Raw genomic sequence first — 26,214 nt, 5'->3', positions numbered from 1 at the left:
ATTGCCGGTCTTCGTGCACATACTATCGTCAATGAAAATTTCAATAGAAGCATGTCTGCTAAGTTAGCATGGCAGGGCGTCAGGAGGGAAAGGAAATTGGACAAAAATACAGCAAGTAATGGGCCAGCGAACGATATGGAAAGCAGCCCGACCGGCTATGGTTTTGTACCTGAAAATCACGAGAACAGCCATGAGGCTGGCAAGAGTGGGCGGAAAGAAAAAAAGCATAAAGGTAAGCGGGGTTGAGATAAAATGGGTGCGATTGACAAGCATGGCTACCGGTTTGAACCCGAATTTAGCGTTATCAGCCAAACCGGTGCCATTCATGTTTATAAAAACGGGGATTTTATCGAAGAAATAAAGTTTTCCTTCAGCGGCAAATTTCCGGTATTGGATGAAATAGAACAGAAGGTAGATGAATATTGCCATAGGAAAGGAATTTAAAGAGCCCGATTGTGCTAGCAGGCCAAGGGCTTTTCTTATATTCAAGAGCGGATTTCATGTAATCAAATTCAATAGCTTGGGGAAACTACCTTTCAAATGAGCAGGTATCTCAACGGAAATGATCAGGAGGCAGCCATGACAGTATACGTTTATCAGACATTTGATATTAAACAGGATAAGTTCACAGAGGCGTTTGCAAGCCTTGAAAAGATCGTCCATTACCGAAATGAGCATTACAGCCATAAAGTGAAGCTATTATCACCAATCGTCGGCCCGGACTTCACATATGTACTACTCTCCGAATATGAGGGCCTCGCGGAAATGGAGATACAGAACAAAAAAATGTTCGAGGACGATGAGTACAAAGAAATTTTCACGCCTTTTTTCCTGGAAATGATGGTACAGGGCAGCATGTCAACAGCCATGTACCGCACAGTGAAAAAGAACAGCGGGAAGCCGGTGGAGAAAGAAAAGGAAGATAAATAAATCAGGTTTATCCTAAAAAGTTAAGGATGGAGTTTTGCTCAACACTCGAACAAATTTTATTAGGAGGCAGACCATGGATTTTTTTATCCCTGCGGACAAAAGTGGAAACAAAAGCGGCGGCTCCGACAAGGGAAATTTAAAATGGTGGCAGCTGTCCCTGATCGGTATCGGCTGTACAATCGGCACCGGTTTTTTTCTCGGTTCAGCAATTGGCATTAAAACAACCGGGCCATCAATTGTTTTTTCCTTCTTATTAGCCGCCTTTGGAACGTATACAGTCTATAACCTGCTCGCAAAAATGACCGCTGAGGATCCACAGGATGGATCTTTCTGTTATTATGCGGGTAAAGCTCTTGGGCGCTGGGCAGGCTTCAGCTGCGGTTGGAATTATTGGACTTCGAATATTCTCATCATGGGCAGCCAATTGACAGCACTGTCAATTTTGTCGAGGTTTTGGTTTCCTAATATACCGCTTTGGCTTTTTGCGACTGGCTATGCCATCCTTGCGATTCTAGTGGTCGTGACAGGCAATAAAGGGTTTGACAAAGTCGAAAACCTGCTCGCTGTCATAAAGACGTCAGCGATTGTCATGTTCATCATCCTAGCCGCACTTGCTTTAACAGGAGTACTACCGGGGGAGGTTAAACATCCCGGGCTCCCGTCCGCAATGAATAAACTCTTCCCCAATGGCCTGACAGGTTTTTGGTCATCACTCATCTATGCGTACTATGCATACGGGGGAATCGAGGTAATCGGGCTGATGGCGACGAGGCTGAAAAAAAAGGGAGACGCTCCGAAAGCGGGGATTGTCATGTTGATTGTCCTCGCCGTTATTTATGTGCTTTCACTTGGATTTGCGGTCACGATGGCTTATCATACGGAATTTACGGAAAAAGAAAGCCCCTTTGTTACGGCGATGGAGCATTATCACCTGCCATTTTTTCCGCACGTATTCAACGCCGCCATTATTATGGCTGGATTTTCGACAATGACCGCGTCCTTATTCGGAGTAACTACCTTGCTTGTGACCTTATCTGAAAGTAAGGATGCTCCTGCGTTTTTTGCAAAAAAGATGAAGTGGAAGGATGTGCCGCTTCCTTCGCTTAGCTTAGCAACGGTAGGGCTGCTTGCTTCCATCATTACGGCACTCCTGCTGCCCGGAAAGATATACGAATATATCACAACAGCTGCTGGAATCCTCATTTTATTCAATTGGGCGTTTATTGTTATGTCGGCTTTGAAAATTCTTGAAATGAAGGCAGGCGGGAAAATCCTTGCCTTTATTGGGATTGTCCTTTTAGCCGCAGCGGCAACCGGCACGTTGTTCGAAAGTACGATCAGATTTGGTTTTTTTGCCAGCATCGGGTTTGTGGCCATCATTTTCTTAGTCACACTCATTATGCATTTTAAAGTATGGAAGAAACAGCACGCTTCCTAAAAAGCGCCCCTAGCGGGCGTTTTTTGCATTTATTCCAATTCTTATTAAGAGGTGTGATTCCAACAGGAATGGGTAGATTATACGTAAAGGAAAATCTTTAAATGGAGTTTAAAGAAACGAAGCGGGGAGGCGTTCATTTGACTATCGACACCAAGTTCCCATTTTATGACCATGTTCTGGACTTGCTGAATCCATATCTGCCGATGATTGTCAATGATATGTCCAGCCAAATCGTCGAAATGGATTTGGATGGGGAAGAGGATTGGGAAGTTAGCGAAGAAATAGGGGAGACTGTTTACGAAACAGGAATTGAAGGAGATTTCGAACCAAACGAAGAAGGCGATTTTTTGAATATATCCATCTCTTTTGAGCGGGGGTTTTTCCCTGACATGGAGGGTGGCCAAGACGCGCCGGAAGAGTGTGACTTCGAAGTGATCATTAAACCGTTTTTTACCATTAAGCCTTATTTCCTTTTTGGGATCCATAATCAAAAGACGAAACAATTTTTTGCTGAGATAAGGGAATTCAATGACTTTCAGCCGATTGATATGATGGAACGGTTCGCCATGCTCATCCAGGCATTATTTAAAGAGGAAACTCTTTACAATAAAGTTTTCATGATGACTAGCATGGCCCATCTTGCAATCAGGGAGCTGATCATGTTTGATGAACCGAATTATATAAAGGGCCGCGACGGTAATATCCAGTATGTTTCGAGTCCATATTTTGAACTGGATAATCCATCCATGCACGAGTTTTTAATAAAACAGAAGGATTCTAAATAAGAAACGGGAGCTGTGTGGACAGCTCCCGTTGTTTAATGAAAAATCCTATTTCATCCACTCAGTGTGGAAGGTTCCTTCCTTGTCAATCCTTTGGTACGTATGCGCCCCGAAATAGTCCCGCTGTGCTTGCAGAAGGTTGGCCGGAAGTGTCTCCGAACGATAGCTGTCATAATACGATACAGCGGCGGAGAAGCAAGGGACCGGGATGCCGTTCTGAACAGCGACGCCGATAATTTCCCTTAGTGCATCCTGGTAGCTTTCTGCTATCTCCTTGAAGTACGGGTCGAGCAGCAAGTTTTTCAGTCCTGGTTCATTGTCATAGGCTTCTTTTATCTTCTGCAAAAATTGCGCTCTGATAATGCAGCCGCCGCGGAAAATCATTGCGATATCCCCATAGCGGAGATCCCAGCCGAACTCCTCGGATGCAGCGCGCAACTGCGCGAATCCTTGCGCATAGGAACAAATTTTGCTCATGTACAGGGCTTTCCGGACAGATTCGATAAAGGCTTTGCGATCGCCTTCGAATGTCTTGCCAGCAGGTCCCCTGAGGATTTTGCTTGCTTCTACACGTTCATTCTTCATGGCAGAGATGAAACGGGCGAAAACCGATTCTGTAATGATCGGGAGGGGGACCCCCAGGTCAAGGGCGCTCTGGCTTGTCCATTTGCCAGTACCTTTTTGGCCGGCAGTATCAAGAATCAAATCGACGAGCGGCTTGCCAGTTTCTTCGTCTTTTTTCGTGAAGATATCGGCGGTTATTTCGATAAGGTAGCTGTCGAGCTCGCCTTTGTTCCATTCGGAAAACACTTCATGGAGCTCATCAGCAGTCATTCCCAGCACGTTCTTCAAGATGTTATACGCTTCGGAAATGAGCTGCATATCGCCATATTCAATGCCATTGTGGACCATCTTGACATAATGTCCTGCGCCGTCTGGCCCAATATAAGTCGTGCAAGGTTCGCCATCCACTTTAGCGGAAATACCCTTAAAGATCGGGGCAACTAGCTCATATGCTTCCTTCTGGCCGCCTGGCATGATGGATGGGCCTTTCAACGCGCCTTCCTCGCCGCCAGAAACGCCGGTGCCGATAAAGTGGAGACCCAACTCGCTCAGTTCTTTGTTACGCCTTTGTGTATCCGCGAAATAAGTATTACCGCCATCAATTAAGATATCGCCTTTTTCAAGATAAGGCTTCAGCTGATCGATTGTCGCGTCAGTCGCAGCGCCTGCCTTGACCATCAGCATAATTTTGCGTGGCTTTTCAAGAGAATTGACAAATTCCTCAATTGAATAGGCAGGGAAGATGTTCTTTCCCTCGGATTCCCTTGCCATTTCCTCTGTTTTTTCTGATGAGCGGTTAAATACCGCGACACTGTATCCTTTGCTTTCCATATTCCAGGCAAGATTTTTGCCCATGACAGCAAGGCCGATGACGCCAATTTGTTGCTTAGCCATAATGTTGATCTTCCTTTCCCGGTTGAATTCTGTCGGATGCTATGTTCTTTAGAAGAACACTATTCATTTAGTATACCAAAGGTTGGCACAAGTAATCGAATTGAAGCTTCAGAAGTATTCAGGTCATTGCCTCATATGCACCTTTTCGCCCTGTACCCATACTTCGCGAATATTTTCCGGGCGGGCAAGATACATGATTTTCTGGAAACGATCCTCTAAAGGTTCATTTTTATCATAGATCGGCAATTTTGCGGTAGGAACCATCGTATCAATTACCTGAACATCCCATGCATAGCCTTCCTCGAGCCGCCCAATCGGCAGGCTCAAGCTTTCCCCGCCTCCGGCTGTCGCCAAATAAAACGCTTCGTTCATCGTTATACGTGAATGTGGGACCCCGCGTTCCCCAGCAGGGAGTGAGGTGTTTACGCCGTCTTCCAGCATTCTTGAAGACATGACCGCCTGGCGGGCGTTATCGAATAAACTTGGAGAAAACCCACCTGAAATATCCGAACCAAGGCCGATTTCAACCCCTCTGGATAGGAAGCGGGCGATAGGAATGACACTGTTGGCAAAATAACCGTTCGAAATGGGGCAATGCCCAATGGCAGTTCCAGTCTTGGCGAACAGTTCGGCATCCTCATTTGAAAGAAAGTTGCAATGCGCCATGACCGATTTATCGCCAAGCAGGCCAAAATCATTCAGTGCGAAAGCGTCATTTTTGCCAAATCTCTCTTTTACATAGCCGTGCTCCCAATCGCTTTCGCTGCAGTGGGACTGGATATGGGTATCATATTTGGCAGCGAGCTCTCCAAGGCCTTTTAAAGCATCATCTGTGCAGCTCGGGATGAATCTCGGCGTAACAACTGGATAAACGCCCTGTTTCGTTGTTTCATTCAACTCTTTGACCGCCAATATGAAGTCTTCGGTGTCCTGGAGGGCGGTTTTGGTATCAACATCCCGGTAGTAAGACGGATTTTGTTCTGGATCGTCCATGACCACTTTGCCAACGAGCCCGCGCTGGCCCTTTTCTGCGCAGATTTTTGCGAGCAGGATACTGGCGTCTTTATGTACGGTAGCGAAATAAAGGGCGGTCGTCGTTCCATTCGCGAGCATGGAGCTGACCGCGTCTTCATAGACTGTTTTTGCAAAATCCAGGTCTGAAAATTTAGCTTCCAAAGGGAAGGTATAGGTATGAAGCCAGTCGTAAAGCGGGACATCGAGCGCATTTCCGGCTTGGGCCCATTGTGGGGCGTGGACGTGCAGATCGACAAAGCCTGGCAGCAAAAATTGGCCTTCAGCGAGCCTGTGGAAGGCTTCAGTTCCTTCGTAGGTATTTAATATTTTTTCATATTCGGGATCTGTGGGAGGTACTATTTTTTCAATGATGCCTTCGTCATTGATGCAAAATAAATGTTCCTGTAAAACATTGATTTCCTTTGGGTTTTTACTGGAAAAGGCAGTTCCTTGGAAAATAAGCGTATAATGAGACATGATAACCACCTGAATATTCGTTTTTTGTCATAATTGTCATTATAAAATAGAAAGAGAAGCTAGTCCACTTTAGATTTGAAAAAATTTATGAATGCCATAGATGGGGCATATTGGCGTGATAATGGAAAAGGAATATAATTACAGTGAAATGGGAGGTGAGAGTTATGTCAAAAATAGATAGGGATAAAGAGATTGCTTTGCTATACAATAACGGCCCAAAAACCGCTTTAATAGCAAAGAGATTTGAACTTAGTGAGCGGAGAATACGGAGTATTCTTAAAAAGAGTGGAGTAACCATGCGTCTACCGGGTTATAGAAAACATCATTTGAATGAAAACTTTTTTAAATCTTGGAACAATGAAATGGCCTGGGTCCTAGGATTTATCGTGACAGACGGTTGCATTAATCCAACACAATCGTTTTCTATTAGCCAAAAGGATATTTATCCGCTTGAAAGGATAAAAAGGCTATTAGATCACACGGGAACAATTGAGAAATACGGAAAATCGACTACCTATATGTTATCTGTAAATTCCAAAGTGATGAAAGAAGATTTAAATAAACTTGGGTTGACTGAAAAGAAATCCCTAACTATTAAATTTCTCGTTTGCCCAGCAGAATATTTGCCTCATTTCGTCCGAGGTGTCATTGATGGAGATGGCCATGTGGATATTGATGGCTATAGGGTTACCGTCACAAGCGCCAGTTCGTCCTTTGCTGAGGGTTTACTGTCTGTTTTCCAGTCATGGGGCTTACAGGCCTATGTCCATAAAGAAATAGGCCGGAATACGAATACAATATTTCGAGTCATCGTTTCGGGTAAAAGCAGTGTCAGCAAACTTGCTGAAATTATTTATAGAAACGCCGGGAGTAACTGCATACAAATAAAAAAAGAAAAAATGATGCAAATCTTTAGAAAAGACCTAGTGCCTGAAAAAATAAGGATGAAATTCAGGACTAATATTAGCGCGGAAATTCTAGCACGACTTGATAAAATCGCAAAAGATAATGGCACCTATACAAACTACTTACTTGAAACCGGATTAAGAAATTTGTTTCGCCAAAATGAAATAGCCATGGTGAAACAGAAACGGACAGACCGTGTACAATATAAAACGGCTTATAATCGTATATTGTTGATGGAGACTAAAACTTTCGCAAAAAGCCATAAGGTCAATATTAGTGATGTCATAGAATATGCGGCCGATTATATCGATCTTGAAGAAGCAATTAGAGAAGGGGCTAAACAAAGGATTAAAAGAAAGTGATTACTTTAAAAATAATTTTATCAGTTTACATAATATATATTCTAGGAACCTAAACAAAAAGAGAGGCAAACCGTCTCATTATCTAAGTAAACTTACGATAGTGAGACAAAATAAAAATTTTCTATTTTAAATACCAAACGCCGCAGTTACCAAACCACGGCGTTTTAACTTTATTTATTCAATTCGCCAGCTTCCTGAAGTGCAATCACTGTCAAAACAAACATTGCGTGTGACCATGTCAGCGGCATAACCCATGCGGGCTCGCCAGTCTTTTTATCAATTTGTTCCGGCAGCAATCCTAAATGATTCGCATTAACGGCCGCCCAATTCAAGTATTCACGGGCTTCCTCAAATTTTCCAATCTTAACATAATACTGCGCCAGCCATAATGTTGTTAAAATCCACGGATTTCCACCAATATAAACATCGCCGGGAAACCGTTCGATTCCGCCGACAATTGGTGATGTCAGCTGTTTTTCAAGTGTTTCAGCTGTCTTTTTCATCCGTTCCTTATCGGCATCAATCATATTAAACGGCACATTCAGTCCAAGCAGGCATATATCGATTACCGGATCCTCCAATAATCTGAATGTTTTATATCCCTTGCTGTCTTCTTCAATTAATGTCTGTTTGCCTTCCGATACAGCCTCTAAATATCTTTGCTCGTCAACTGCAAGCTTTAACGCTCTAAAATAAGCGCCTGTTTCCTCGTTCCAGCATCTATTTTCCACTGACTTTTTCATCTGTTCGGCTGCAGTCTCCCATTTTTCCGCTAAATCGGTTCGATTTAGCTTTTTCGCGAGCTTGGAAGATCCCATCAAACCGCCATACACAGCGGCGGTGGAATACATATGCTCCCCCTCCCTCTTCTCCCATAAGTCGTTTGTGGGAAGGGGAAGATGTGTTTCGGGATCGATAAAAACACTGAGAAAGTCGGCACCTTTTTCGACTGTCGGCCAAATATTCATGACGAATTCTTCATCTTTCGTAATTTCATAGTGCTTGTGGATACCCCAAAGGATGGAACCGGCTTCATCTATTTGTATTCCCCATGTCGGTGCCAGTTGACCGTCAGTATAGAAGCGGTGCTCCCATGCCCCGTCTTCCCGCTGAGTGCCTACCGTGGAGTAATAGAATTTTGAAACTAGGTCATGATAGCCCGCTAGATCCGCTGCTGTGGCGATATAAGCGGCATCCCTGCCCCAGCAATAAGCATAACCGCCTGAAAAATCGTAATCCTCATCCACTTCCGGACCGGCAATAAAAGCCCCGGTTTCTTCATTGTTCAACAATTTGAATATCAATAATGATCGATTGTATACCTCTTTAATTTTGCTATCTTTTATGGGAATCTCTTTTGCTTGATGAAGATATTTATCCCAATACTGGGAAGTCAGTTCATAAAGCGCTGGGCTGCCCATTTTTTTAGCTTCTGAAAGGACTTCAACTGCTCCTCCCAAATTTGAGGCTGCCCCAATATAAATCGGAAGATGCTTTTCTTCTCCTCCGGCAAAACTGCCGAGATACCAAGATAAGGCGCCATCCGTCTTGTTCATAATGACTTTTCCGGATAGTTTATTTTTCTTGGCCGCTTCGAAGGCATTGCCGCTCTGGAAATGCGTGGCCTCCAGATTGCTTCCGATAGCAAAAGCATGTTGGCGGAAATAATGAAGAAGACAATCCTCCATCGGATCAAACATGACGGTATTGTACCGTTTTCGATCATCAACCGTCAGATTTGAATACATGACGAATGTAATTGTTTTATCTTCTTTTGAAAGATTTCTAACTTTGTAGTCCCTGACATAGACATCCATGCCCGGTACAATAAAATCGATTTGCTTGATTTCTACTTCCATATCTTTATTAGTGGCAGCTGTAATGAGGATATTCGTATTGCCATCATATACCTGTTCATATTCCCAGCCTTCTTCATGCATAAAGGACGTTTCTGATCCGCTACCATGAACAAAGACTCCTGTATAGAATTGATTGATATGCTGGGAAAAATCGATATTTGGCCAAAAAAGCCTCTGTAGCTGTCCATCTTTAGTCAATGATGCGAGCATTTTTGAATTCCCGATAATTGCGTCCGTCAAATATGGTTTCTTACGCATTTTGATCGCCTCCTTGCAGTAACACTGTCTTTAGCCCTTTACAGAACCGGAAGTTAAGCCTGACACAATCCTTCTTTGGAAAATTAAGACGAGCACAACGATCGGCACTGTTACGATGACAGTCGCCGCAGTAATGTCTCCCCATGGTATCGTAAAATCACTCTGATAAAGCGATATGCCCACCGGTACAGTTCGCGACGCTTCCTTTGAATTGATTGTCAATGCAAATAAATACTCATTCCATGCTGTAATAAAAACCAGAATCGCTGTCGTAAATACTCCAGGCGCAGCCAGTGGAAAAATAATTTTCCTGAAAGTCTGAAACGGCGTGGCTCCATCCATTTTCGCCGACTCTTCCAAATCAAATGGGATCTTTTGAAAAAAGGTGGACAACAGCCAGATTGCGAGCGGAAGGCTGAAGGTGATATATGGAATGACAAGTCCCAAATAAGTGTTTCTTAAATGGAAATCGGTCGCGAAATTATAGATGGGCGACATAATCGCAATATGAGGGAACATGGATGATGCTAGCACAACCCCTAATATTGCCCTTTTGAATCTGATTGGCAGCCTTGTAAGGGCATAGGCTGCGAAAGACGCGAATAACACAGCAATAAAGGTTGTCACCGTTGAGACGATGAAACTATTTTTCATATATGTCAGCAACGGCCTTGTTGTTAAAGCCGATTGATACGATTCCATAGTCGGTTGTTTCGAGAACCAGGCGAAGGAAGAAAAAATCTCGCCGGGCGGCTTAATTGAGGTCAAAAACACCCATAAGAACGGAAACATGACCAGGAATACGAAAACTGTCAGGAATAAATAAAATGGCATGCCAGCACGTTTATTCATTTTCCCATCCTCCTAATTTTTAACCTTACCCTCAAAAAGGTCGGATCCGATAAATTTGATATAAACCATACTGATCAATGCAACGGCTAAAAAGACTATTACCGATAAAACGGAGCCCGCCCCGAAGTTTTGCTGGGAGAATAATGTTTTATAAGCATAGACAGTAATGGATTCAGTTGAGTTGGCTGGTCCGCCTCCTGTCAGGACATAAATCAGGTCGAATACCCTGAATGCATCCAGCGTCCTGAACAACAAGGCCACGAGAACGGATGATTTCAAAAGCGGTAAGGTAATCTTGAAAAATTGCTGGAATTTATTCGCCCCATCCACTTGTGCGGCCTCATACAGGGAAGAAGGAATTGTTTGCAAACCTGCGAGCAGCAATAGAGACATGTAAGGCGTTGTTTTCCATACATCAGTAAAGATAATAGAAAACATTGCTCCAACGGGCGTCGTCAGCAAATCTCCCGCGTTACTAACCAAATGGATTTTTTCAAAATAATGAGCAATAATCCCAGATTGACCATCATATAAGTACTTCCACATCATCGCTGAAACAGCCGTAGGGATTGCCCATGGGATAAGGACTGCGGCTCTGACTATTCCCCTCCCGAAGAATACTCTGTTAAGGAGGAGTGCGATCAGAAGTCCGATGACCAATTCGAAAAAAACGGAAATAACCGTAAATACGCTTGTGTTGGCAATCGATTGCCACATACGCTGATCCTTAAAATACGTGAGGTAATTCTTAAAACCTATGAAATTTGATTGAAGAATTGATGCCTTGGTTTCTTTTAATTGTTCCTTTAAATCAGCCGCGATTCCGGTATTTTTTTCTGTCAGTTGGAGTTTGCTTAATTTGTTTTCAGCATCCTCGAGTGTTGAAATATAGCTCTGGGCAATTTGTGAATCTATTTTAGAATACTTCAATTCAGAGTCGGTGACTGGCTTGAAGGAAGCGATTAGATCATTTACCTTTTTATATTTCTCCTTAATACCGGGTTCGCGCATTATTTTTGCATGCTGTTCATCCAAGTCATTCTGTACGTTGTTTATTTTTTCTTTCACTTCTGGTTTTTCATCACTTTCTTGCAGGTTTTCTAGTGAATTGGATAAATAATAGAAATTGTTCGCATACCTTTCAAGGTCGATATGATCAGATAACATTTTTTGTGACTTGGCAGGGTCATTTAACTTGTAATCAAATAGACTGTTCCAAAATGACTGGGTAATCGGCCAAATCACAACCGCAAAAATTAAAATGAGTGAAGGCAGAACCATTGTATAGCCGAGCTGCTTTTCAGTTAAGCTCATATGCCGTTTTGGTTTTTTTGCCATATTGTACACCCGCTCTCTATTAAATATCTTGTTAACAACCCTTCTGCCCTATAAAAAAGAGGCGGGTGCGATTGACACCCACCTTTCCCTCTTTACTGCAATGCCTCTTCCATTTTCTTTTGCATATTCTTAACCGCTTCTTCAGGCGTTATCTTTTTTGTTAATGCTTTTGAAATTTCAATTTGCATAATATCCGAGATTTTTGGATAATTTGGCGTTACCGGTCTTGGAACAGCACTGTGAAGAACTTTGACAAATTCCTCATTTCCGAACAATGGTGCCGCCTGCTTAACTTTTTCATCGTCATATAAAGCTTTCAGTGTTGGCGCCCGGCCGCCCTCTGTTGCAGAAATCATCTGGCCTTCTTTGCCGGTCATCCATTTAACAAACTCCCATGCCGCCTCAGGCTCATCAGTATAACGATTGATCATCGTCATATAGCCGCCGAGAGTTGAGGCAGAGCCTTTATCTCCTGCCGGTAGTACAGAATAACCGACTTTATCAAGAACCTTTGAACGCTCCTTATCAGCTGCGGATTTAGACATATATGGCCAGTTCCTGGCAAGAACGGTTTGACCTTCAATAAAAGCTGTTTCCGTTTCCGGTTCGGTAAAAGTCAAAATGTTATTTGGGGTAATGCCTGAATTAACAACCTCCACCATTTTGGACAGACCCTTCACCGATTCAGGGCTATCAATAACAACTTTATTGTTTTCATCAATAACTTGTCCGCCATAGGAAGCGATGAACTCAATCGCATTCACTACAAGGCCTTCGTACTGGTTCGCCTGTAGGGCAAAACCGAATTTAGTCCCTTCCTTGCTTTGGCCATCCTTCGCGGCAGCTATTAGCTCGTCCCATGTTTTCGGAGGGCTTTTAACTACGTCAGTCCGGTAATAAAGGAGTCCCGCATCCATATATTTCGGCATGGCCCACTGTTTGCCTCCAAATTTCCCGGCCTGTACAGTTGCTGGGAAATAGTCATCCATGTTAATGCCATCTTTATCAATCAATCTGTCAAGTTCCAGCGCGTAGTTTGCTTGAGCAAACTCAGCAGGCCAGACAACGTCAGCGTCAAAAACATCTATCTCATCACTTTTTGAGCTGAATGCCGTTACATACTGATCATGCTGCTGTCCGCTGCTATTCGGCATTTCCTGGTATTCAACTTTGATATTCGGATGTGAATCTTCAAACGCCTTAATTAACTTTTCAGTACTTCCCGTAGTATCCGCGCCTCGGGCATATGTAATCGTTACAACCTTATCCCCATCTTCTTTTTTCTCTTTTTCAGTTTTACTGCCAGAACTGTCGGTCGAAGATTGGCAGGCTGCTAAACTAAGCGCAAGCGCCGTGGAAGATAAGACTGCAATAAATCTTCTTTTCTTTAGCATAAAAACTCTCCTTTATTATTTATTTTGAAAGCGGAATCATTTCTCTCTCTTTTCCGGTTTATACCCGCTTTTTTGAAATCTATGTATTTTAAAATTCACTTTCAATCTAATGCTATCCCCTATTGGAGTTAAACAAAAATAAATAGCGTACCTGCTTATATACAGGCACGCTATTTAATTCCCTGCTTTTGGGCGGCAGATAAGTATTGCCTTGGTGTACCATAATAATGGACCTTCTGGAATTCAGGATAAATTGATTCGAATTTTATATAAATAGGGGCGTCCAGCAGCCATGGGAAGCAACTGTAGAATACTTGATCGCCATAAACAATGGCGGTCAGTGCCAGTTTTAATTCTTTCTTGAAAATCATAAAGCGCACTTTCGAATACTGTTCATCAAACTCACCGCCACTTATATAAACGCGGCCGCATAAAGAATATTCACCCATGCTTTGGTTCCATTCGGCCTTTACTTCGTCCCTTGTTTTCGTACTGGAAAAGCTATATTCAGGGCCGATGGTTAAAAACAGCTTGCCGGTAGTGTCTGAATGGGTAAGTGTGTATTTTCTCCCCTCCAGCGGCCGGAATGGCGTAATGGGCGCAATATAGGTAACTGTCAGTTTTGAAGGATTGAACTCATTCAAATATCTCCCGCTCCTTCCTCTCAACCTTTAGTGATATATCGTATGCTTTCCGTACTTTTTTGTGACAAGTGCCTAAACGGGTTGTTTTTGGGCAAAAAAAACCCTTTCACAAGGAAAGGGTTTTCGTTTTTTACTTATTAACTTTAACAACGTAAGTACCCGCCACAAAGTCATGCAGCGCGCGTTTTTCTTTTGTAAAGGCGGCCATCAGATAACCGATGAAGAGAGTAATCGCGGATAGGAAATTGGCGAAATATCTGCCAATGGCTCTTCCGTAGCTGATCCTGCCTCCGTCCGGGCCGATGACTTTTATGCCGAGGACCATTTTTCCAAGTGTAGCCTGTTTGGAGGAACCTTCAAGGCCTGCTTTATAAGCTAAACCAATCACAAATGACAATAATGTTGAACCGAGTTCACCTTCGGATATCATGAAAATGGCTCCTATGATACCTCCAGCAATTGAAAGGATGATGGAATCTAGAATCAAAGCGACGAAGCGAAGACCAAAACCCGCGAATTTGACTTGTTCATTGGAGTAAATGGTATAGCCCGGTGATCCAAATTGAGGGGTATTCGCGCTTGTTACAACCTGCTGCTCGGGGATTGCGTAATCAGTTTGCTGTTGAACGGGTGTGGGAGGACTGGAAATTTGTTCAGTTGAAGGCTCGCTGAATTTGAACCCGCAGCTTGTACAGAAAGCCTCACCGGATTTACGGGTGGCTCCGCAGTCTGGGCACACCTCTGGATCTTTCTTTTCAAGGTATTCCCCACATTTACTGCAAAAGCGGGCATCTTCTTCATTTAACGTATGACAATTTGGACAGTACAATAAAATAGCCTCCTCTAACTTTCTGTATTACTAAACAGTATAATAAATTGACTGAAATATTACTAGAATAATTGTCATAATTTTGTCATGAAATGTCGTAATATGAGAAAAAAGAACAGGCTGCCCTGATGGCAGCCTGTTTCAAATGATTATCCTTGTTCCTGGCCGACTGTTTTCTTCCAAAGGGAAGTAACCCTCCCGGATTCTCCTTCATCGATAATAAAGGATCCGTTGGAGTACCGATCGCTGTATTTTAGGCTGTTTGTGTTAACTTCCACAACCTCGCCTTTTTCCGTCAAAATAAACAGCAGGTCTGGTTCCAGTGCGGCTTCAATGCCTGCCACTCTGTGAGGGTTCGATTTTAATTCCCTTAAGACAACTACACCGCGTTTCGCCCGCGCGGCTTTTTCGAACTCCTTCAACCTCATTTTCTTAATGGCGCCCCGCTGTGTAACGACGATGATGGACTCCTTGCCTTCAGGACTCAGAACCTTTCCTCCTGCGACATAGTCTCCATCCTTTAGGTTCATCCCTTTCACACCGGCGGCCCTGACACCTATCGGGCTGATTTCATCCTCCGCAAACCAAAGGGCATAACCAAAATTGGAAACGAGGAATACGTCTTGCTGTCCGTCGGTGACGTGGACATCGATTAAGGTATCGTTCCCTTTCAAGTTGATGGCTGTTAGCGGCTTTGAGTAGCGCTGGGCCTGATAGAGCTTCAACTCTGTCTTCTTGACCATTCCGTTCTTTGTAATGAAAACGAGATATGATTCATTTTCAAATGATTGGATTGGAAGGGCTTTGATGATTTCCTCATCTCGTTCGATTGGAATGATATTGGCAACGTGCTGGCCCATATCCTTCCAACGGATATCAGGAAGTTCATGGACGGGCAAATACAGGTAATTCCCTTTGCTTGTAAACAGGATTAAGACATCCTTCGTGTTCATATCAAGCTGTGCGAAAAGCCTGTCGGAATCCTTCATGGCAAGATCCTGGCCATTCGACGCTGAAAATGAACGAAGGCTAGTCCTTTTAATATAACCTTCTTTTGTGACGGTCACGATGACATCTTCGCTTGGAACCATGACTTCAAGGTTAATTTTCAGTTCTTCAATCTCCGCTTCAATTCTTGATCTTCTTGCATCAGCAAAGCGTTTCTTTACATCCTTTAAATCTTTCTTTATGACTGATAAAAGCTTCTTTTCGCTTTCAAGAATGGAGGTTAATTCACTTATTTTTGTTGCGAGCTCTTCCGCTTCCTTTTGGAGGGCGGTGATGTCCGTATTGGTCAGGCGGTAAAGCTGTAACGAAACAATGGCTTCTGCCTGGGGCTCCGTAAAGGAGAACTGGGCAATCAGGTTATCCTTGGCATTCCGTTTGTCTTTGGAAGCCCTGATCGTGGCGATGACCTGATCTAGAATGGAAAGTGCCTTCATCAGCCCTTCCACGATATGCTGCCGTTCCCGCGCCTTTTTCAATTCGTAGGTGGATCGCCGTGTAACGACTTCCTTTTGATGTCCGATATAGGCGTCAAGCAATTCCCTTAAGCCCATCAGGACCGGCCGTTTGCCATGAATTGCTACCATATTGAAATTATAGGATACCTGCAGGTCGCTGTTTTTATATAAAAAGTTCAAAACTCCTGATGCATCAGCGTCTTTCCTTAATTCAATCACAATCCTCAGGCCTGTCCGGTCTGTTTCATCGCGGATTTCGGAGATGCCTTCAAGCTTCCGGTCTAGCCTGAACTCATCCATCTTTTTCACAAGGTTTGCTTTGTTGACATCATATGGGAGCTCGGTGATGACGATTTGCTGCCTTCCGCCCCGGATGTCTTCAATTTCCGCCTTGCTGCGGACGATGATTTTCCCTCTGCCTGTTTCGTATGCCTTTTTAATTCCTTCAATACCCTGGATGATGCCGCCGGTAGGGAAATCCGGCCCCTTTATGACGGTCATAAGCTCTTCTATGCTTGCATTCGGGTTATCCATCCTCATGATGACCCCATCAATGACCTCGCCGAGATGGTGCGGTGGGATGTCAGTGGCATAACCTGCCGATATACCGGTCGAACCATTGACGAGCAAGTTCGGGAACATGGCCGGCAAAACGGTCGGTTCGCTCGAAGTATCATCAAAGTTTGGAATGAAATCAACTGTCTGTTTTTCAATGTCCCTTAGAAGTTCTGTTGCAATGGCCGAAAGCCTTGCTTCCGTATAACGCATCGCCGCTGGAGGGTCGCCGTCCACACTGCCGTTGTTTCCGTGCATTTCCACTAGGACATTGCGTACCTTCCAGTCCTGGCTCATCCGCACCATTGCCTCGTAAACGGAAGTGTCACCGTGTGGATGGTAATTGCCTATTACATTCCCGACTGTTTTAGCGGACTTCCGGAAGCCTTTTTCATGAGTGTTGCCCTCAACATGCATGGCGTATAAAATACGGCGCTGGACGGGTTTCAATCCATCCCGCGCATCAGGAAGGGCCCTTTCCTGGATAATATATTTGCTGTATCTTCCAAACCTGTCACCAAGGACATCTTCAAGAGGAAGGTCACGGAACTTTTCTGTCATACTCATTGCCCTGTTCCCTCCTCGGCTACGGTAATATTTTCATTATCAAGAATCGTATCAAGCTCAGCCTCTTCCTCTAAGCCAAATGCGACATTGGACTCAATCCATTTGCGCCGGGGTTCTACTTTGTCCCCCATGAGCGTTGTGACTCTTCTTTCAGCCCGTGCAAGATCATCTATTTTCACCCGGATGAGAGTCCTTGTTTCAGGATCCATTGTCGTTTCCCAAAGCTGGTCGGCGTTCATTTCCCCAAGGCCTTTATAGCGCTGGATGATGTAGCCCTTACCCACCTTTTTCATGGCTGTCTGAAGCTCATCTTCGTTCCAAGCATATTCAATGACTTCTTTTTTGCCCGTTCCTTTACTTACCTTATAAAGCGGAGGCAGGGCGATGAAAACCCTTCCTTCTTCCACAAGAGGTTTCATATAACGAAAGAAGAAAGTGAGCAGGAGGACCTGGATGTGGGCGCCATCTGTATCGGCATCCGTCATAATAATGACTTTGTCATAATTGATGTCTTCAAGATTGAAATCATTTCCGACTCCCCCGCCGATGGCATGGATAATCGTATTGATTTCTTCGTTTTTAAATATATCCTGGAGCTTTGCTTTCTCTGTATTAATGACTTTACCCCTAAGCGGCAGGACAGCTTGAAAACGGCGGTCACGGCCTTGTTTCGCGGAGCCGCCCGCAGAATCACCCTCGACAAGATAAAGTTCATTTTTCTGAGGATTCCTGGATTGAGCCGGAGTCAGCTTACCCGATAGCACGGCATCAGAACGTTTCCGTTTTTTGCCGCTCCTTGCTTCTTCCCGGGCCTTTCGTGCTGCCTCCCTTGCCTGATAGGCCTTGATGGACTTTTTAATCAGTAAAGAACTGATATCAGGATTTTCCTCAAGGAAGTAGGATAGATGTTCGGAAACGACCGAATCGACTGCCGACCTCGCTTCGCTTGTCCCAAGTTTGCTCTTTGTCTGGCCTTCGAACTGAAGGAGTCCCTCTGGAATCCGGACAGAAATGATTGCGGAAAGGCCTTCGCGGATATCGGCGCCATCAAGGTTTTTGTCCTTTTCCTTCAAAAGGCCGATTTTGCGGGCATAATCGTTGAAAATCCTTGTCATGGCTGTTTTTGAACCCGCTTCATGCGTGCCGCCGTCTTTTGTGCGGACGTTATTGACGAAGGAAAGGACGTTCTCGGAGTAACCGTCGTTAAATTGGAAGGCGAACTCAACTTCAATATCGCTGTGAATTCCTTCAAAGCTTACGACTGGATGCAACACTTCTTTTCCTTCATTCAAATACTCAACAAAAGCTTCGATTCCATTTTCGTAATGGAATGTTTCCTGTACGCCATTCCGATCATCGATTATGTTAATTTTCATTCCTTTAAGCAAAAAAGCAGATTCTCTCAGCCGCTCACTCAATGTTTCGAAATTATAGGCTGTGGCGGAGAAAATCGCTGGATCTGGCTTGAAGTGAATGGTTGTTCCGGTTTGGTTAGTTTTCCCGATCTTTTCAAGCGTCGTTTCGGGTTTGCCGCCGTTGATGAATTTTTGTTCGTAAATAAAGCCGTCCCTTTTTATAGTGACGACCAGCCATTCCGATAAAGCATTGACGACCGATGCACCTACTCCATGCAGTCCCCCGCTCGTCTTGTAGCCGCCTTGGCCAAATTTTCCGCCGGCATGGAGGATTGTCAATATGACTTCGGGAGTCGGCTTGCCCAGTTTATGCATACCTGTAGGCATCCCGCGGCCTTTATCAATAACACTGATTGAATTATCTTTATGGATTTTAACAGTGATTTCTTTGCCGTAACCCGCGAGTGCCTCATCGATCGAGTTGTCGACTATTTCGTATACCAGATGGTGGAGACCCCTGGAATCAGTACTTCCGATGTACATGCCCGGCCGTTTCCTGACTGCTTCAAGCCCTTCAAGAACCTGGATGGCATCATCATCATAGTTAAAAACTTGTTGGTTTGCTGCCACTAAAATTCCCCTTTCGTAAAATGCCAAAGGACGAAATATTGCCTTCTTCATAAATCATTTTTTTATATACATATAGAAGTATAATGGTATAGTGAACAAGTGTTCGTAAGTTAATTTTACCATAACTTGCCCTTCCGTCTATGCTTTATTGTATCGATTTATTTCATTTTGGCAAATGCGTTCTGCAAAAAATCGGCTAAAAACCGTAAAAAAACATTGATTTGGCCAATTTTTTGTGTGAGCAAAAACAAAAGCTGCCCAAGGGCAGCCTATATTACAAGATTATTGAATCATGGCCAATTCAACTTTGATGCATTTATCCATTACGACAGTATAGCCTTTTTCCTTCAAAAATTGATATGTTTCTTCATTTGCGATGCCAAGCTGTGCCCAGAAAACATCTGCATCAATGTCCGCGAACTCCTTGGCCACTTCCGGCAAGTATTCGGGGCGGCGAAAAACATTTACGATATCGACATGCCCTTCAATTTCCCTGAGGCTTGGAACAGCCTTTTCCCCTAGAGCTTCCTCTATCTGAGGGTTTACTGGAATGATTTCATAACCGGCTCTTTGCATAACCTCGGAAACCACATAAGAAATTTTTGTTGGATTATCACTCAATCCAACTACCGCAATACGCTTGGCTTTTTTTAGAATGTCTTTAATTTCTTCACGGCTGGGATTTTCGATCATGAGTAGTCCCTCCTGCTCTTATCATATATATAGTTTACCTTGATAATGGAGAAATACCCATTTATTTGCTTTCAAACCAAATTTAGAGCAAGAAAAAACCGGTTATTGCCCCTGCTAAAACGACCAGCCAAGGAGGCGCCTTCCAAAACACCATTAACCCGAAATAAACGGCAAACAACGCCATGTCAGTCTTTGAAGTGATCGAATCGGTCAGGATCGGGTCGTATAAAGCTGCGGCAAGGAGCCCCACAACAGCAGCATTCATACCCATAATGGCAGATTGGACAGAAGGATTGGAGCGGATTTTTCCCCAAAAAGGCAGAACAGCCAAAAGAAGTAAAAAGCCAGGTGTAAAAATAGCTGCTGTCGCTAAAATAGCCCCTGTCCATCCGCTGATGGCAGCCCCAAGAAATGAAGCAAAAGTAAACAGCGGTCCAGGCATTGCCTGGACAACTCCATAACCTGCCAAAAAATCCGCCTTCGAAACAAGCCCGCCAGAGACAAATTCCCTTTCAAGAAGAGGCAGGACAACATGCCCCCCGCCAAAAACAAGAGCACCGCTCCTATAAAAACCATCAAAAAGCGACAGTCCAGAGCCTAAATGGTTCATTGCTGGCAAAACAAAAAATAAAAGACAAAACAACAGGCCCGAAACGAAAGCGGTTATTTTGGATATCGGCATAAACGGTTTCCCCTCAGGCAGGGGGAGTTTATCCTTTTTAATAAACAAATATCCCGCCATCCCTGAGGCTGCCATCGCTCCAAGCTGCGCTAAAGATGAAGGAATCAGGAATAAAAGCACCGCTGAAAAAACCGCGATGCTACCGGTAATCGGCTTGGAAGCAAAATTTTTGCCCATTGAATAAACAGCTTGAAAAACAACCGCTGCCGCGACAATTTTCAGGCCGTGAAGCCATCCGCTCCCTGCAGGGTCCATCCCTTTAAGGAAAAGGGCAAATATAGCCATAATGGCAAACGATGGGAGTGTGAAACCTAGAAAGGAAATGATTCCGCCGGCGACGCCCGCCCGTTTGACGCCAATGCCAAAGCCTGTCTGACTGCTTGCCGGTCCTGGCAACAGCTGGCACAGCGCCACAAGCTCGGTGAAATCTTTTTCACTCAGCCATTTTAATTTTTGGACATACTCTCTGTGGAAATACCCAATATGAGCGGTTGGCCCGCCGAATGAGGTACATCCCAGTTTAAAAGAAGTTATAAACAATTCGCGTAATGTTGATATCTTCCCTTGCTCATTATGTACATTTTTCACCTTTATTCCACTCTCTTTCTCTGTGTCCAACCTATCGTATCAAACTATGTTTAACCAGTCCCGCGGATTGTTTGGCGATGATGAAAAATTAATAGAGAAATATGGCGTTTTATTGAGAAAATGGTACAATAAAGTGTAACTTTCAACTAAAAGTAAAGATTGAATCAGATATGGATAAAGGAGAATTGGAATGGCAGAAACGGTTTTACTATGTGTCCTAGCTTATTTACTTGGCTCGATTCCTTCCGGTCTAATCGTCGGCAAGGTTTTTTATAAGAAAGATATCCGCCAATTTGGAAGCGGTAATCTAGGCGGGACAAATACATTCAGGACTTTAGGCGTAAAGGCCGGCATTGCCGTCACCCTGGCCGATATTTTAAAAGGGACATTGGCAGCTTCCCTTCCAGTGCTGATCGGCGGTACGGACCTCCACCCGCTAATACCTGGAATGATTGCTGTTATTGGCCATATGTACCCGATTTTCGCTGGATTTCGCGGCGGAAAGGCAGTAGCCACCTCTGGCGGGGTTCTCTTGTTTTATGTGCCAATAATGTTTCTTGTTATTCTGACAGTATTTTTATTATCCCTTTTCCTTACAAAATACGTATCTCTTTCTTCAATGATAGCCGGGGTGGCTGCTGTCATGTATGCCCTGTTCGTGGAACAGGATGTCCCGCTGATTGTCATTGTCATTATTCTGGCAACTTTTGTATTCTATAGGCACAGGGCAAACATTAAAAGAATCATAAATAAAACCGAACCAAAAATAAAATGGCTGTAAGGGAGCAATTCCCCACAGCCATTTTATTTTTACAACGAAAAAAATTTTTGGCCTCAATTGCAAGGGTTTGGCGGATATTGGCGAATAGCATCACAAAGTGGTGATGGATTTTTCAGGAGTTTAATTGTAAGATATTTGGAATTTATGTATGATGGAGAAGAACGTATTAAATTACCCGATTTATACTAGATTAAACCTTCATTCCGACAAAAAATAAAAAATATTTCTCAAGGATGGTCAACTGCAAATGGAAGTAGCATTTATAAACCTGCCCTTTCCATGTTTTGTTTTAAATAAAGCACTAGAAATTCAAACATCTTCCCTGTATGCAAAAGAAATATTCCCGGAAACAAATGTATTTCTTGATTTGATTGCGCATGATTGTCGCCAAGATGCAAGACGATACTTTACAGAAACAATTAAGTCAGGACCCATTGAATTACCAATGAAAGCGGTAAGTTCATTTCGATTTTATCAGCTATATAAATCGGAGGATTCCCTAGGGAACATCGTGGTCTATTGTTTCCCTTTATCCACAAAAGCCGCTGAACTCAAAATGGCCATGGACAGACTTGAAAAAAAGCTGCTTGCTTTTAACCTCGACTTGGCCAATCGAAAAGAAGATATGGAAAAACAGGCTGAAGAAATTAAAGCGGGCAAGGTGTATTCAGAGGATCTGGAAAGGCTTGCTGCCGGCATTGCCCATGAAATAAGGAATCCGTTAACGACAGTTAAGGGGTTTATTCAGCTTTTAAAGCCCGAGTTAAAGGAAATGGGCAAAGAGCAATACGCTAACGTGGCGATTGAGGAAATTAATCGCGCAAATACGATAATTGGTGAATTCTTGAGCGCAACAAAGCCATCGGCCAGGATCAGGCAAAAGACCTCAGTCAACAAGCTTGTAAAAGATGTTATTATGCTTTACGAAAGTGAGTCTATCTTGAGGAATATTAAACTCATTCCCCTCTTTGATGAAAAAGATTATTCTTACCAGCTCGATGCTCCCCGTATGAAACAAGTATTGATTAATTTGCTGAAGAATGCGATGGAAGCCATTGAAGTATCAGAAAACAATGCGAAAAGGGAAATTAAAATTACTACCCATGCAGAGCCGGATAGTTTTTCTATTTGTATTGAAGACAGCGGCTGCGGTATGGATCCTGGTGTCCTGAGTCAATTGTTCTCCCCTTTTTACTCGACAAAAAGCTATGGGAATGGCATTGGTTTGAATGTCTGCAGGAAAATCATCGAGGACCATAATGGCACGATTACTGTTCAAAGCCATGCCGGTCAGGGAAGCAATTTTTGCATTACAATCCAAAACCCCTGCTGCTGAAGATGGAGTACCGACAATATTCACGAATAGTTCAAAACCTGACCGCCAGACAAAGGGATTCTTCCATTAATATAGAAGTAAGCAATGTAATGTGAAAGGAGAATCCCGATGCCAGATAAGAAACATAGGCAAGTTGAATTTGTTTTTTCAACCTCCGTCACTCCAAACACGTCCAAAGAGGAATTTATCGTAGAATTTTTTCCGTACACTCCCGATTGGAGCTGCATGGGTCAGCCAACTAAAATAACGAGGAATTTTGAAGAATTGATAGATTTTTTTGAAGAACTGGAAGAAACGGAAAATCATTGTAGCATTAAGTGAATACTCCATAGGTGTCCATCTAACGGAAAAGGGAAACGGTGTCCCATCAGGAACACCGTTTTTATATTTTGAGGAGCTGGAACCTTCCACTCCCAAACACATCTTTTACGTAATCCAGTTTCGTGTCATTGAAATAAACCATGTCGTTTTCATGAATAAGTATTTTCAAGTCTTCAAAATCGTATTCTTTGTCTTTCGGCAACTTCTGCTCTTCCAGAGACAGATTCATCTTTGGTCCGCCTCAACCGATCCCCATATTCAGCCTGATGAACAGTTTTTCATTTGTTGAATTTGATTCCTCTTTGACTGCCCTTTCGAGAACACGATAGGCGGCTTCTGTCAACTTAAACATCATTTCACCTCGTTGGGAAAATTTTTCTTTCCATTTTCTGCTTTTACGATAAAATATAGATGGGAATGGTATAACTATCATTCATAATAAAACAGTGTTCCTTACAGGGGAACTATTTTGCTTAAAGGAGTGTTCCGTGTGAGGAGATATCCCCTCTTTAAATCTATTGCAGTGACTGGATTTTTATCTTTGTCAATGCTCCTTGCTGCTTGTGCGAATGACGCTGAAAAAAATCCAAGGCCCGCACCTCAGACGCATGGTGAAAGGCCGAATGACATACATGGGAAATCAATAAAGGAAACGTTGACGATTGGTGCTATAGGTGACATTCTGATCCATGATTTGGTCTATGAAGATGCAAAAACGGCAGATGGCTATAATTTTAATCCTATGTTTGAGCCGGTTAAAGATTTGCTTCAGGCCCCGGATATATTGACCGCGAATCAGGAAAGCCTTGTCGGAGGTACTGAACTGGGTATCACGAGTTATCCAAGCTTCAACAGCCCTTTCGAATTGTCTGAAGCCGTTATGAATGCCGGCGTGGATATTGTTTCCACAGCCAATAATCACTCTCTTGATAAAGGTTATCGGGGCGTTGAAAAACAAATTGCGTACTTTGAAAGAATAGGTCTGCCATACGTCGGGACAGCAGTCAGCCAGGAGGGCCGCGACAAAATAACTGTCCTTAATAAAAATGGCATCCGGCTAGCGTTCTTATCTTACACGTACGGCACAAACGGTATACCAATTCCACAAGGTAAAGAGTTTTCGGTCAACCTGATTGACAGGGATTTAATGAAAAAGGATATTGCCAATGCCCGGCAGGAAAGTGATGTCGTTATAGCCAGCATACACTGGGGAAACGAATATCAGAGATTTCCGACGGAAGAACAAAAAGATTTGGCGAAATTCCTTGCCAATGAAGGTGTGGATATCATTTTCGGGTCCCACCCCCATGTGCTCCAGCCGATGGAATGGATTGAGAGGTCCGATGGCAAAAAAACATTTGTCGTCTACTCCCTCGGGAATTTTATATCCGCCCAGCTTCGAGATTACAAGGACATAGGCGGTTTGGTCACTCTTGAAATAACAAAGACGGTAAGTGATAAGGGTACGTCAATTGAATTGGCAAACCCCTCCTTCCATCCAACTTTCGTCTATCGGAAAAACGGACGCGATTTCAGAGTCGTCCCTATGGAAAAAACAGGGGCATATGGAATACAGAATCCCGAACAAATGACAACGGAAACAATTGAACATATGACCCAGTGGCTCCGATGAAATCGGGGCCTTTTTGTATATCAGGCTCTCTTTTTGATTTTTACAAGTGGATAAGTAAATAATATAAATGCAGGTAAAAGAAATCGTATTGTTTCTTGGCCGGCCATTATGGGAATGAGAATACTATAGGCGGGAATTACATTTGAAACTTGGCCATTACATACTTATATAGTTTTTTAAAAATATTAGTATCCAAAAGGTAAAAAGTGGTTGATTTCCGCTCCGGGCATTTCGCTTTCCGCGGGGCATCAGTGGAGCCTCCTCGGAGCAAAGCTCCTGCGGGGTCTCCTCTTGCTGCACCATCCCGCAGGAGTCTACATGCCTGAGCTCCAATCAACCAGCTATTACAATTTAAATGGCGTAATAATTAAGTTCTATCTATATTGCTTGCAGTCTCATTACAATTTATCTTTGTCTTGAGGGTTAATATTAGGAGGATTCGTGAATGAAATTACAAGTTAGCAGCAAGGCAGCTCAATGGTATAAGGAAGAAATGGATCTCAGCGAGGGTTCATTTATTCGGTTCTATGTCCGCTATGGAGGGTTCAGCCAGCTCCAGAAAGGTTTTTCACTGGGAGTTTCGATTGAGGAACCTATAGATCCGGTTGTAAAAACGGAAACGGAAGGCATAATTTTTTACATTGAGGAAAAAGACTTATGGTACTTTGATAACCGTGATGTTGAAGTGGATTTAGATGAAAAAAGAAAAGAACCTGCTTTTAACCATAAATAATAGCGGAAAGCGGCTCTATGTGGCCGCTTTCCTTCATTTCCAAATATGAGCATGAAGACCTTCAGCTTTTAATATTTCCTTCTGGCGGCTTCCGATTAAATCAAAATGCGAATATCCATCGGGTCGATGATGGATCCATTCTTCCTTTAGCCCGTATTCCCTTCCCCAATCAGCCAGCTTTTTCAGGTCCAGACATCCAACCTTTGTCACTGTATTGCATGCTGGAAATCTTTCATCAAGCCAATAATGAGTCAAAAATGCAATTTCTCCACGATCAATTTTCTGTTTCCATTCAGCAAGATCTTTCCTTTTAATGCCGAAAGCCACAAGTTTTCC

25 protein-coding genes are annotated in these 26,214 nt (G+C 43.4%); 11 read left to right on the top strand and 14 right to left on the bottom strand.

What is annotated here, in order from left to right:
• Positions 1 to 96: 96 nt before the first annotated feature.
• From BN1002_RS23720 to BN1002_RS10915, 5 genes are all read left to right on the top strand, one after another.
• Positions 97 to 246: a hypothetical protein gene (locus BN1002_RS23720; RefSeq protein ID WP_156129713.1), complete on the top strand. Its 150-nt coding sequence runs from the start codon at positions 97 to 99 to the stop codon at positions 244 to 246.
• Between the two features lie 6 nt (positions 247 to 252).
• The gene (locus BN1002_RS10930) at positions 253 to 444 is read left to right on the top strand and encodes a YbxH family protein (protein ID WP_048825060.1); all 192 of its coding nucleotides are present in this window, start codon (positions 253 to 255) and stop codon (positions 442 to 444) included.
• Between the two features lie 135 nt (positions 445 to 579).
• A complete protein-coding gene (locus BN1002_RS10925; protein ID WP_048825059.1) occupies positions 580 to 930 on the top strand; it encodes a hypothetical protein in 351 nt (116 codons plus the stop codon).
• A 73-nt stretch (positions 931 to 1,003) separates the two neighbouring features.
• Positions 1,004 to 2,368, top strand: coding sequence for an amino acid permease (locus BN1002_RS10920; RefSeq protein WP_048825058.1), 1,365 nt, complete (start codon positions 1,004 to 1,006; stop codon positions 2,366 to 2,368).
• 101 nt (positions 2,369 to 2,469) lie between these two features.
• Entirely contained in the window at positions 2,470 to 3,153 is a 684-nt protein-coding gene (locus tag BN1002_RS10915) for a hypothetical protein (protein ID WP_048825057.1), read from the top strand.
• A gap of 45 nt (positions 3,154 to 3,198) precedes the next feature.
• On the opposite strand, the gene gndA is transcribed toward BN1002_RS10915, so the two are convergent.
• Together gndA and guaD are read right to left on the bottom strand one after the other, a co-directional pair.
• Positions 3,199 to 4,611, bottom strand: a complete 1,413-nt coding sequence (gene gndA, locus BN1002_RS10910; protein WP_269429820.1) for an NADP-dependent phosphogluconate dehydrogenase — start codon at positions 4,609 to 4,611, stop codon at positions 3,199 to 3,201.
• A 120-nt stretch (positions 4,612 to 4,731) separates the two neighbouring features.
• Positions 4,732 to 6,099, bottom strand: a complete 1,368-nt coding sequence (gene guaD / locus BN1002_RS10905) for a guanine deaminase (protein WP_048825055.1) — start codon at positions 6,097 to 6,099, stop codon at positions 4,732 to 4,734.
• Between the two features lie 164 nt (positions 6,100 to 6,263).
• Here guaD and BN1002_RS10900 point away from each other — a divergent pair, with 164 nt between their 5' ends.
• Positions 6,264 to 7,367 carry an LAGLIDADG family homing endonuclease gene (locus BN1002_RS10900; protein ID WP_048825054.1) on the top strand — a complete coding sequence of 368 codons (1,104 nt, stop codon included), beginning with the start codon at positions 6,264 to 6,266 and terminating at the stop codon, positions 7,365 to 7,367.
• A 170-nt stretch (positions 7,368 to 7,537) separates the two neighbouring features.
• Here BN1002_RS10900 and BN1002_RS10895 read toward each other — a convergent pair whose 3' ends face one another.
• The 10 genes from BN1002_RS10895 to chrA form a co-directional block, all read right to left on the bottom strand.
• Positions 7,538 to 9,484: a glycoside hydrolase family 15 protein gene (locus tag BN1002_RS10895; protein WP_048825053.1), complete on the bottom strand. Its 1,947-nt coding sequence runs from the start codon at positions 9,482 to 9,484 to the stop codon at positions 7,538 to 7,540.
• Positions 9,485 to 9,514: 30 nt separating this feature from the next.
• Entirely contained in the window at positions 9,515 to 10,336 is an 822-nt protein-coding gene (locus tag BN1002_RS10890; protein WP_048825052.1) for a carbohydrate ABC transporter permease, read from the bottom strand.
• A 12-nt stretch (positions 10,337 to 10,348) separates the two neighbouring features.
• Positions 10,349 to 11,674 carry an ABC transporter permease subunit gene (locus tag BN1002_RS10885; RefSeq protein ID WP_048825051.1) on the bottom strand — a complete coding sequence of 442 codons (1,326 nt, stop codon included), beginning with the start codon at positions 11,672 to 11,674 and terminating at the stop codon, positions 10,349 to 10,351.
• A 92-nt stretch (positions 11,675 to 11,766) separates the two neighbouring features.
• Positions 11,767 to 13,068: an ABC transporter substrate-binding protein gene (locus tag BN1002_RS10880; protein WP_048825050.1), complete on the bottom strand. Its 1,302-nt coding sequence runs from the start codon at positions 13,066 to 13,068 to the stop codon at positions 11,767 to 11,769.
• A gap of 170 nt (positions 13,069 to 13,238) precedes the next feature.
• Positions 13,239 to 13,712: a staygreen family protein gene (locus BN1002_RS10875; protein WP_048825049.1), complete on the bottom strand. Its 474-nt coding sequence runs from the start codon at positions 13,710 to 13,712 to the stop codon at positions 13,239 to 13,241.
• A gap of 130 nt (positions 13,713 to 13,842) precedes the next feature.
• Entirely contained in the window at positions 13,843 to 14,541 is a 699-nt protein-coding gene (locus BN1002_RS10870) for an RDD family protein (protein WP_048825048.1), read from the bottom strand.
• A 149-nt stretch (positions 14,542 to 14,690) separates the two neighbouring features.
• Entirely contained in the window at positions 14,691 to 17,126 is a 2,436-nt protein-coding gene (parC, locus tag BN1002_RS10865; protein ID WP_048825047.1) for a DNA topoisomerase IV subunit A, read from the bottom strand.
• On the bottom strand, positions 17,123 to 19,111 hold the full coding sequence (gene parE / locus BN1002_RS10860) for a DNA topoisomerase IV subunit B (protein WP_048825046.1): 1,989 nt from the start codon (positions 19,109 to 19,111) through the stop codon (positions 17,123 to 17,125). The genes parC and parE overlap by 4 nt, the downstream gene beginning before the upstream one ends.
• A 282-nt stretch (positions 19,112 to 19,393) precedes the next feature.
• A complete protein-coding gene (locus BN1002_RS10855; RefSeq protein ID WP_048825045.1) occupies positions 19,394 to 19,804 on the bottom strand; it encodes a CoA-binding protein in 411 nt (136 codons plus the stop codon).
• A gap of 82 nt (positions 19,805 to 19,886) precedes the next feature.
• Positions 19,887 to 21,074: a chromate efflux transporter gene (gene chrA / locus BN1002_RS10850; RefSeq protein ID WP_048825044.1), complete on the bottom strand. Its 1,188-nt coding sequence runs from the start codon at positions 21,072 to 21,074 to the stop codon at positions 19,887 to 19,889.
• Between the two features lie 190 nt (positions 21,075 to 21,264).
• Here chrA and plsY point away from each other — a divergent pair, with 190 nt between their 5' ends.
• From plsY to BN1002_RS10835, 3 genes are all read left to right on the top strand, one after another.
• On the top strand, positions 21,265 to 21,855 hold the full coding sequence (gene plsY / locus BN1002_RS10845) for a glycerol-3-phosphate 1-O-acyltransferase PlsY (RefSeq protein WP_048825043.1): 591 nt from the start codon (positions 21,265 to 21,267) through the stop codon (positions 21,853 to 21,855).
• A 556-nt stretch (positions 21,856 to 22,411) separates the two neighbouring features.
• Positions 22,412 to 23,191 carry an ATP-binding protein gene (locus BN1002_RS10840; protein WP_197072779.1) on the top strand — a complete coding sequence of 260 codons (780 nt, stop codon included), beginning with the start codon at positions 22,412 to 22,414 and terminating at the stop codon, positions 23,189 to 23,191.
• A gap of 108 nt (positions 23,192 to 23,299) precedes the next feature.
• The gene (locus BN1002_RS10835) at positions 23,300 to 23,512 is read left to right on the top strand and encodes a hypothetical protein (RefSeq protein ID WP_048825041.1); all 213 of its coding nucleotides are present in this window, start codon (positions 23,300 to 23,302) and stop codon (positions 23,510 to 23,512) included.
• A gap of 61 nt (positions 23,513 to 23,573) precedes the next feature.
• On the opposite strand, the gene BN1002_RS23715 is transcribed toward BN1002_RS10835, so the two are convergent.
• Positions 23,574 to 23,741: a hypothetical protein gene (locus BN1002_RS23715; protein ID WP_156129712.1), complete on the bottom strand. Its 168-nt coding sequence runs from the start codon at positions 23,739 to 23,741 to the stop codon at positions 23,574 to 23,576.
• Positions 23,742 to 24,002: 261 nt separating this feature from the next.
• Between BN1002_RS23715 and BN1002_RS10830 the strand changes: the two genes are divergently transcribed.
• Positions 24,003 to 25,145: a CapA family protein gene (locus BN1002_RS10830; protein ID WP_231575022.1), complete on the top strand. Its 1,143-nt coding sequence runs from the start codon at positions 24,003 to 24,005 to the stop codon at positions 25,143 to 25,145.
• 445 nt (positions 25,146 to 25,590) lie between these two features.
• Complete coding sequence (locus BN1002_RS10825; protein ID WP_048825040.1) at positions 25,591 to 25,878, top strand: HesB/YadR/YfhF family protein; 288 nt, start codon at positions 25,591 to 25,593, stop codon at positions 25,876 to 25,878.
• Positions 25,879 to 25,911: 33 nt separating this feature from the next.
• On the opposite strand, the gene BN1002_RS10820 is transcribed toward BN1002_RS10825, so the two are convergent.
• Complete coding sequence (locus BN1002_RS10820) at positions 25,912 to 26,205, bottom strand: hypothetical protein (protein WP_048825039.1); 294 nt, start codon at positions 26,203 to 26,205, stop codon at positions 25,912 to 25,914.
• Positions 26,206 to 26,214 lie beyond the last annotated feature (9 nt).

The sequence above is a fragment of the Bacillus sp. B-jedd genome (assembly GCF_000821085.1).
Lineage (GTDB): Bacteria > Bacillota > Bacilli > Bacillales > Cytobacillaceae > Bacillus_D.
The sequence above is the reverse complement of the archived record's forward strand: the minus strand, read 5'-3'. Positions and strand labels throughout refer to the sequence as shown.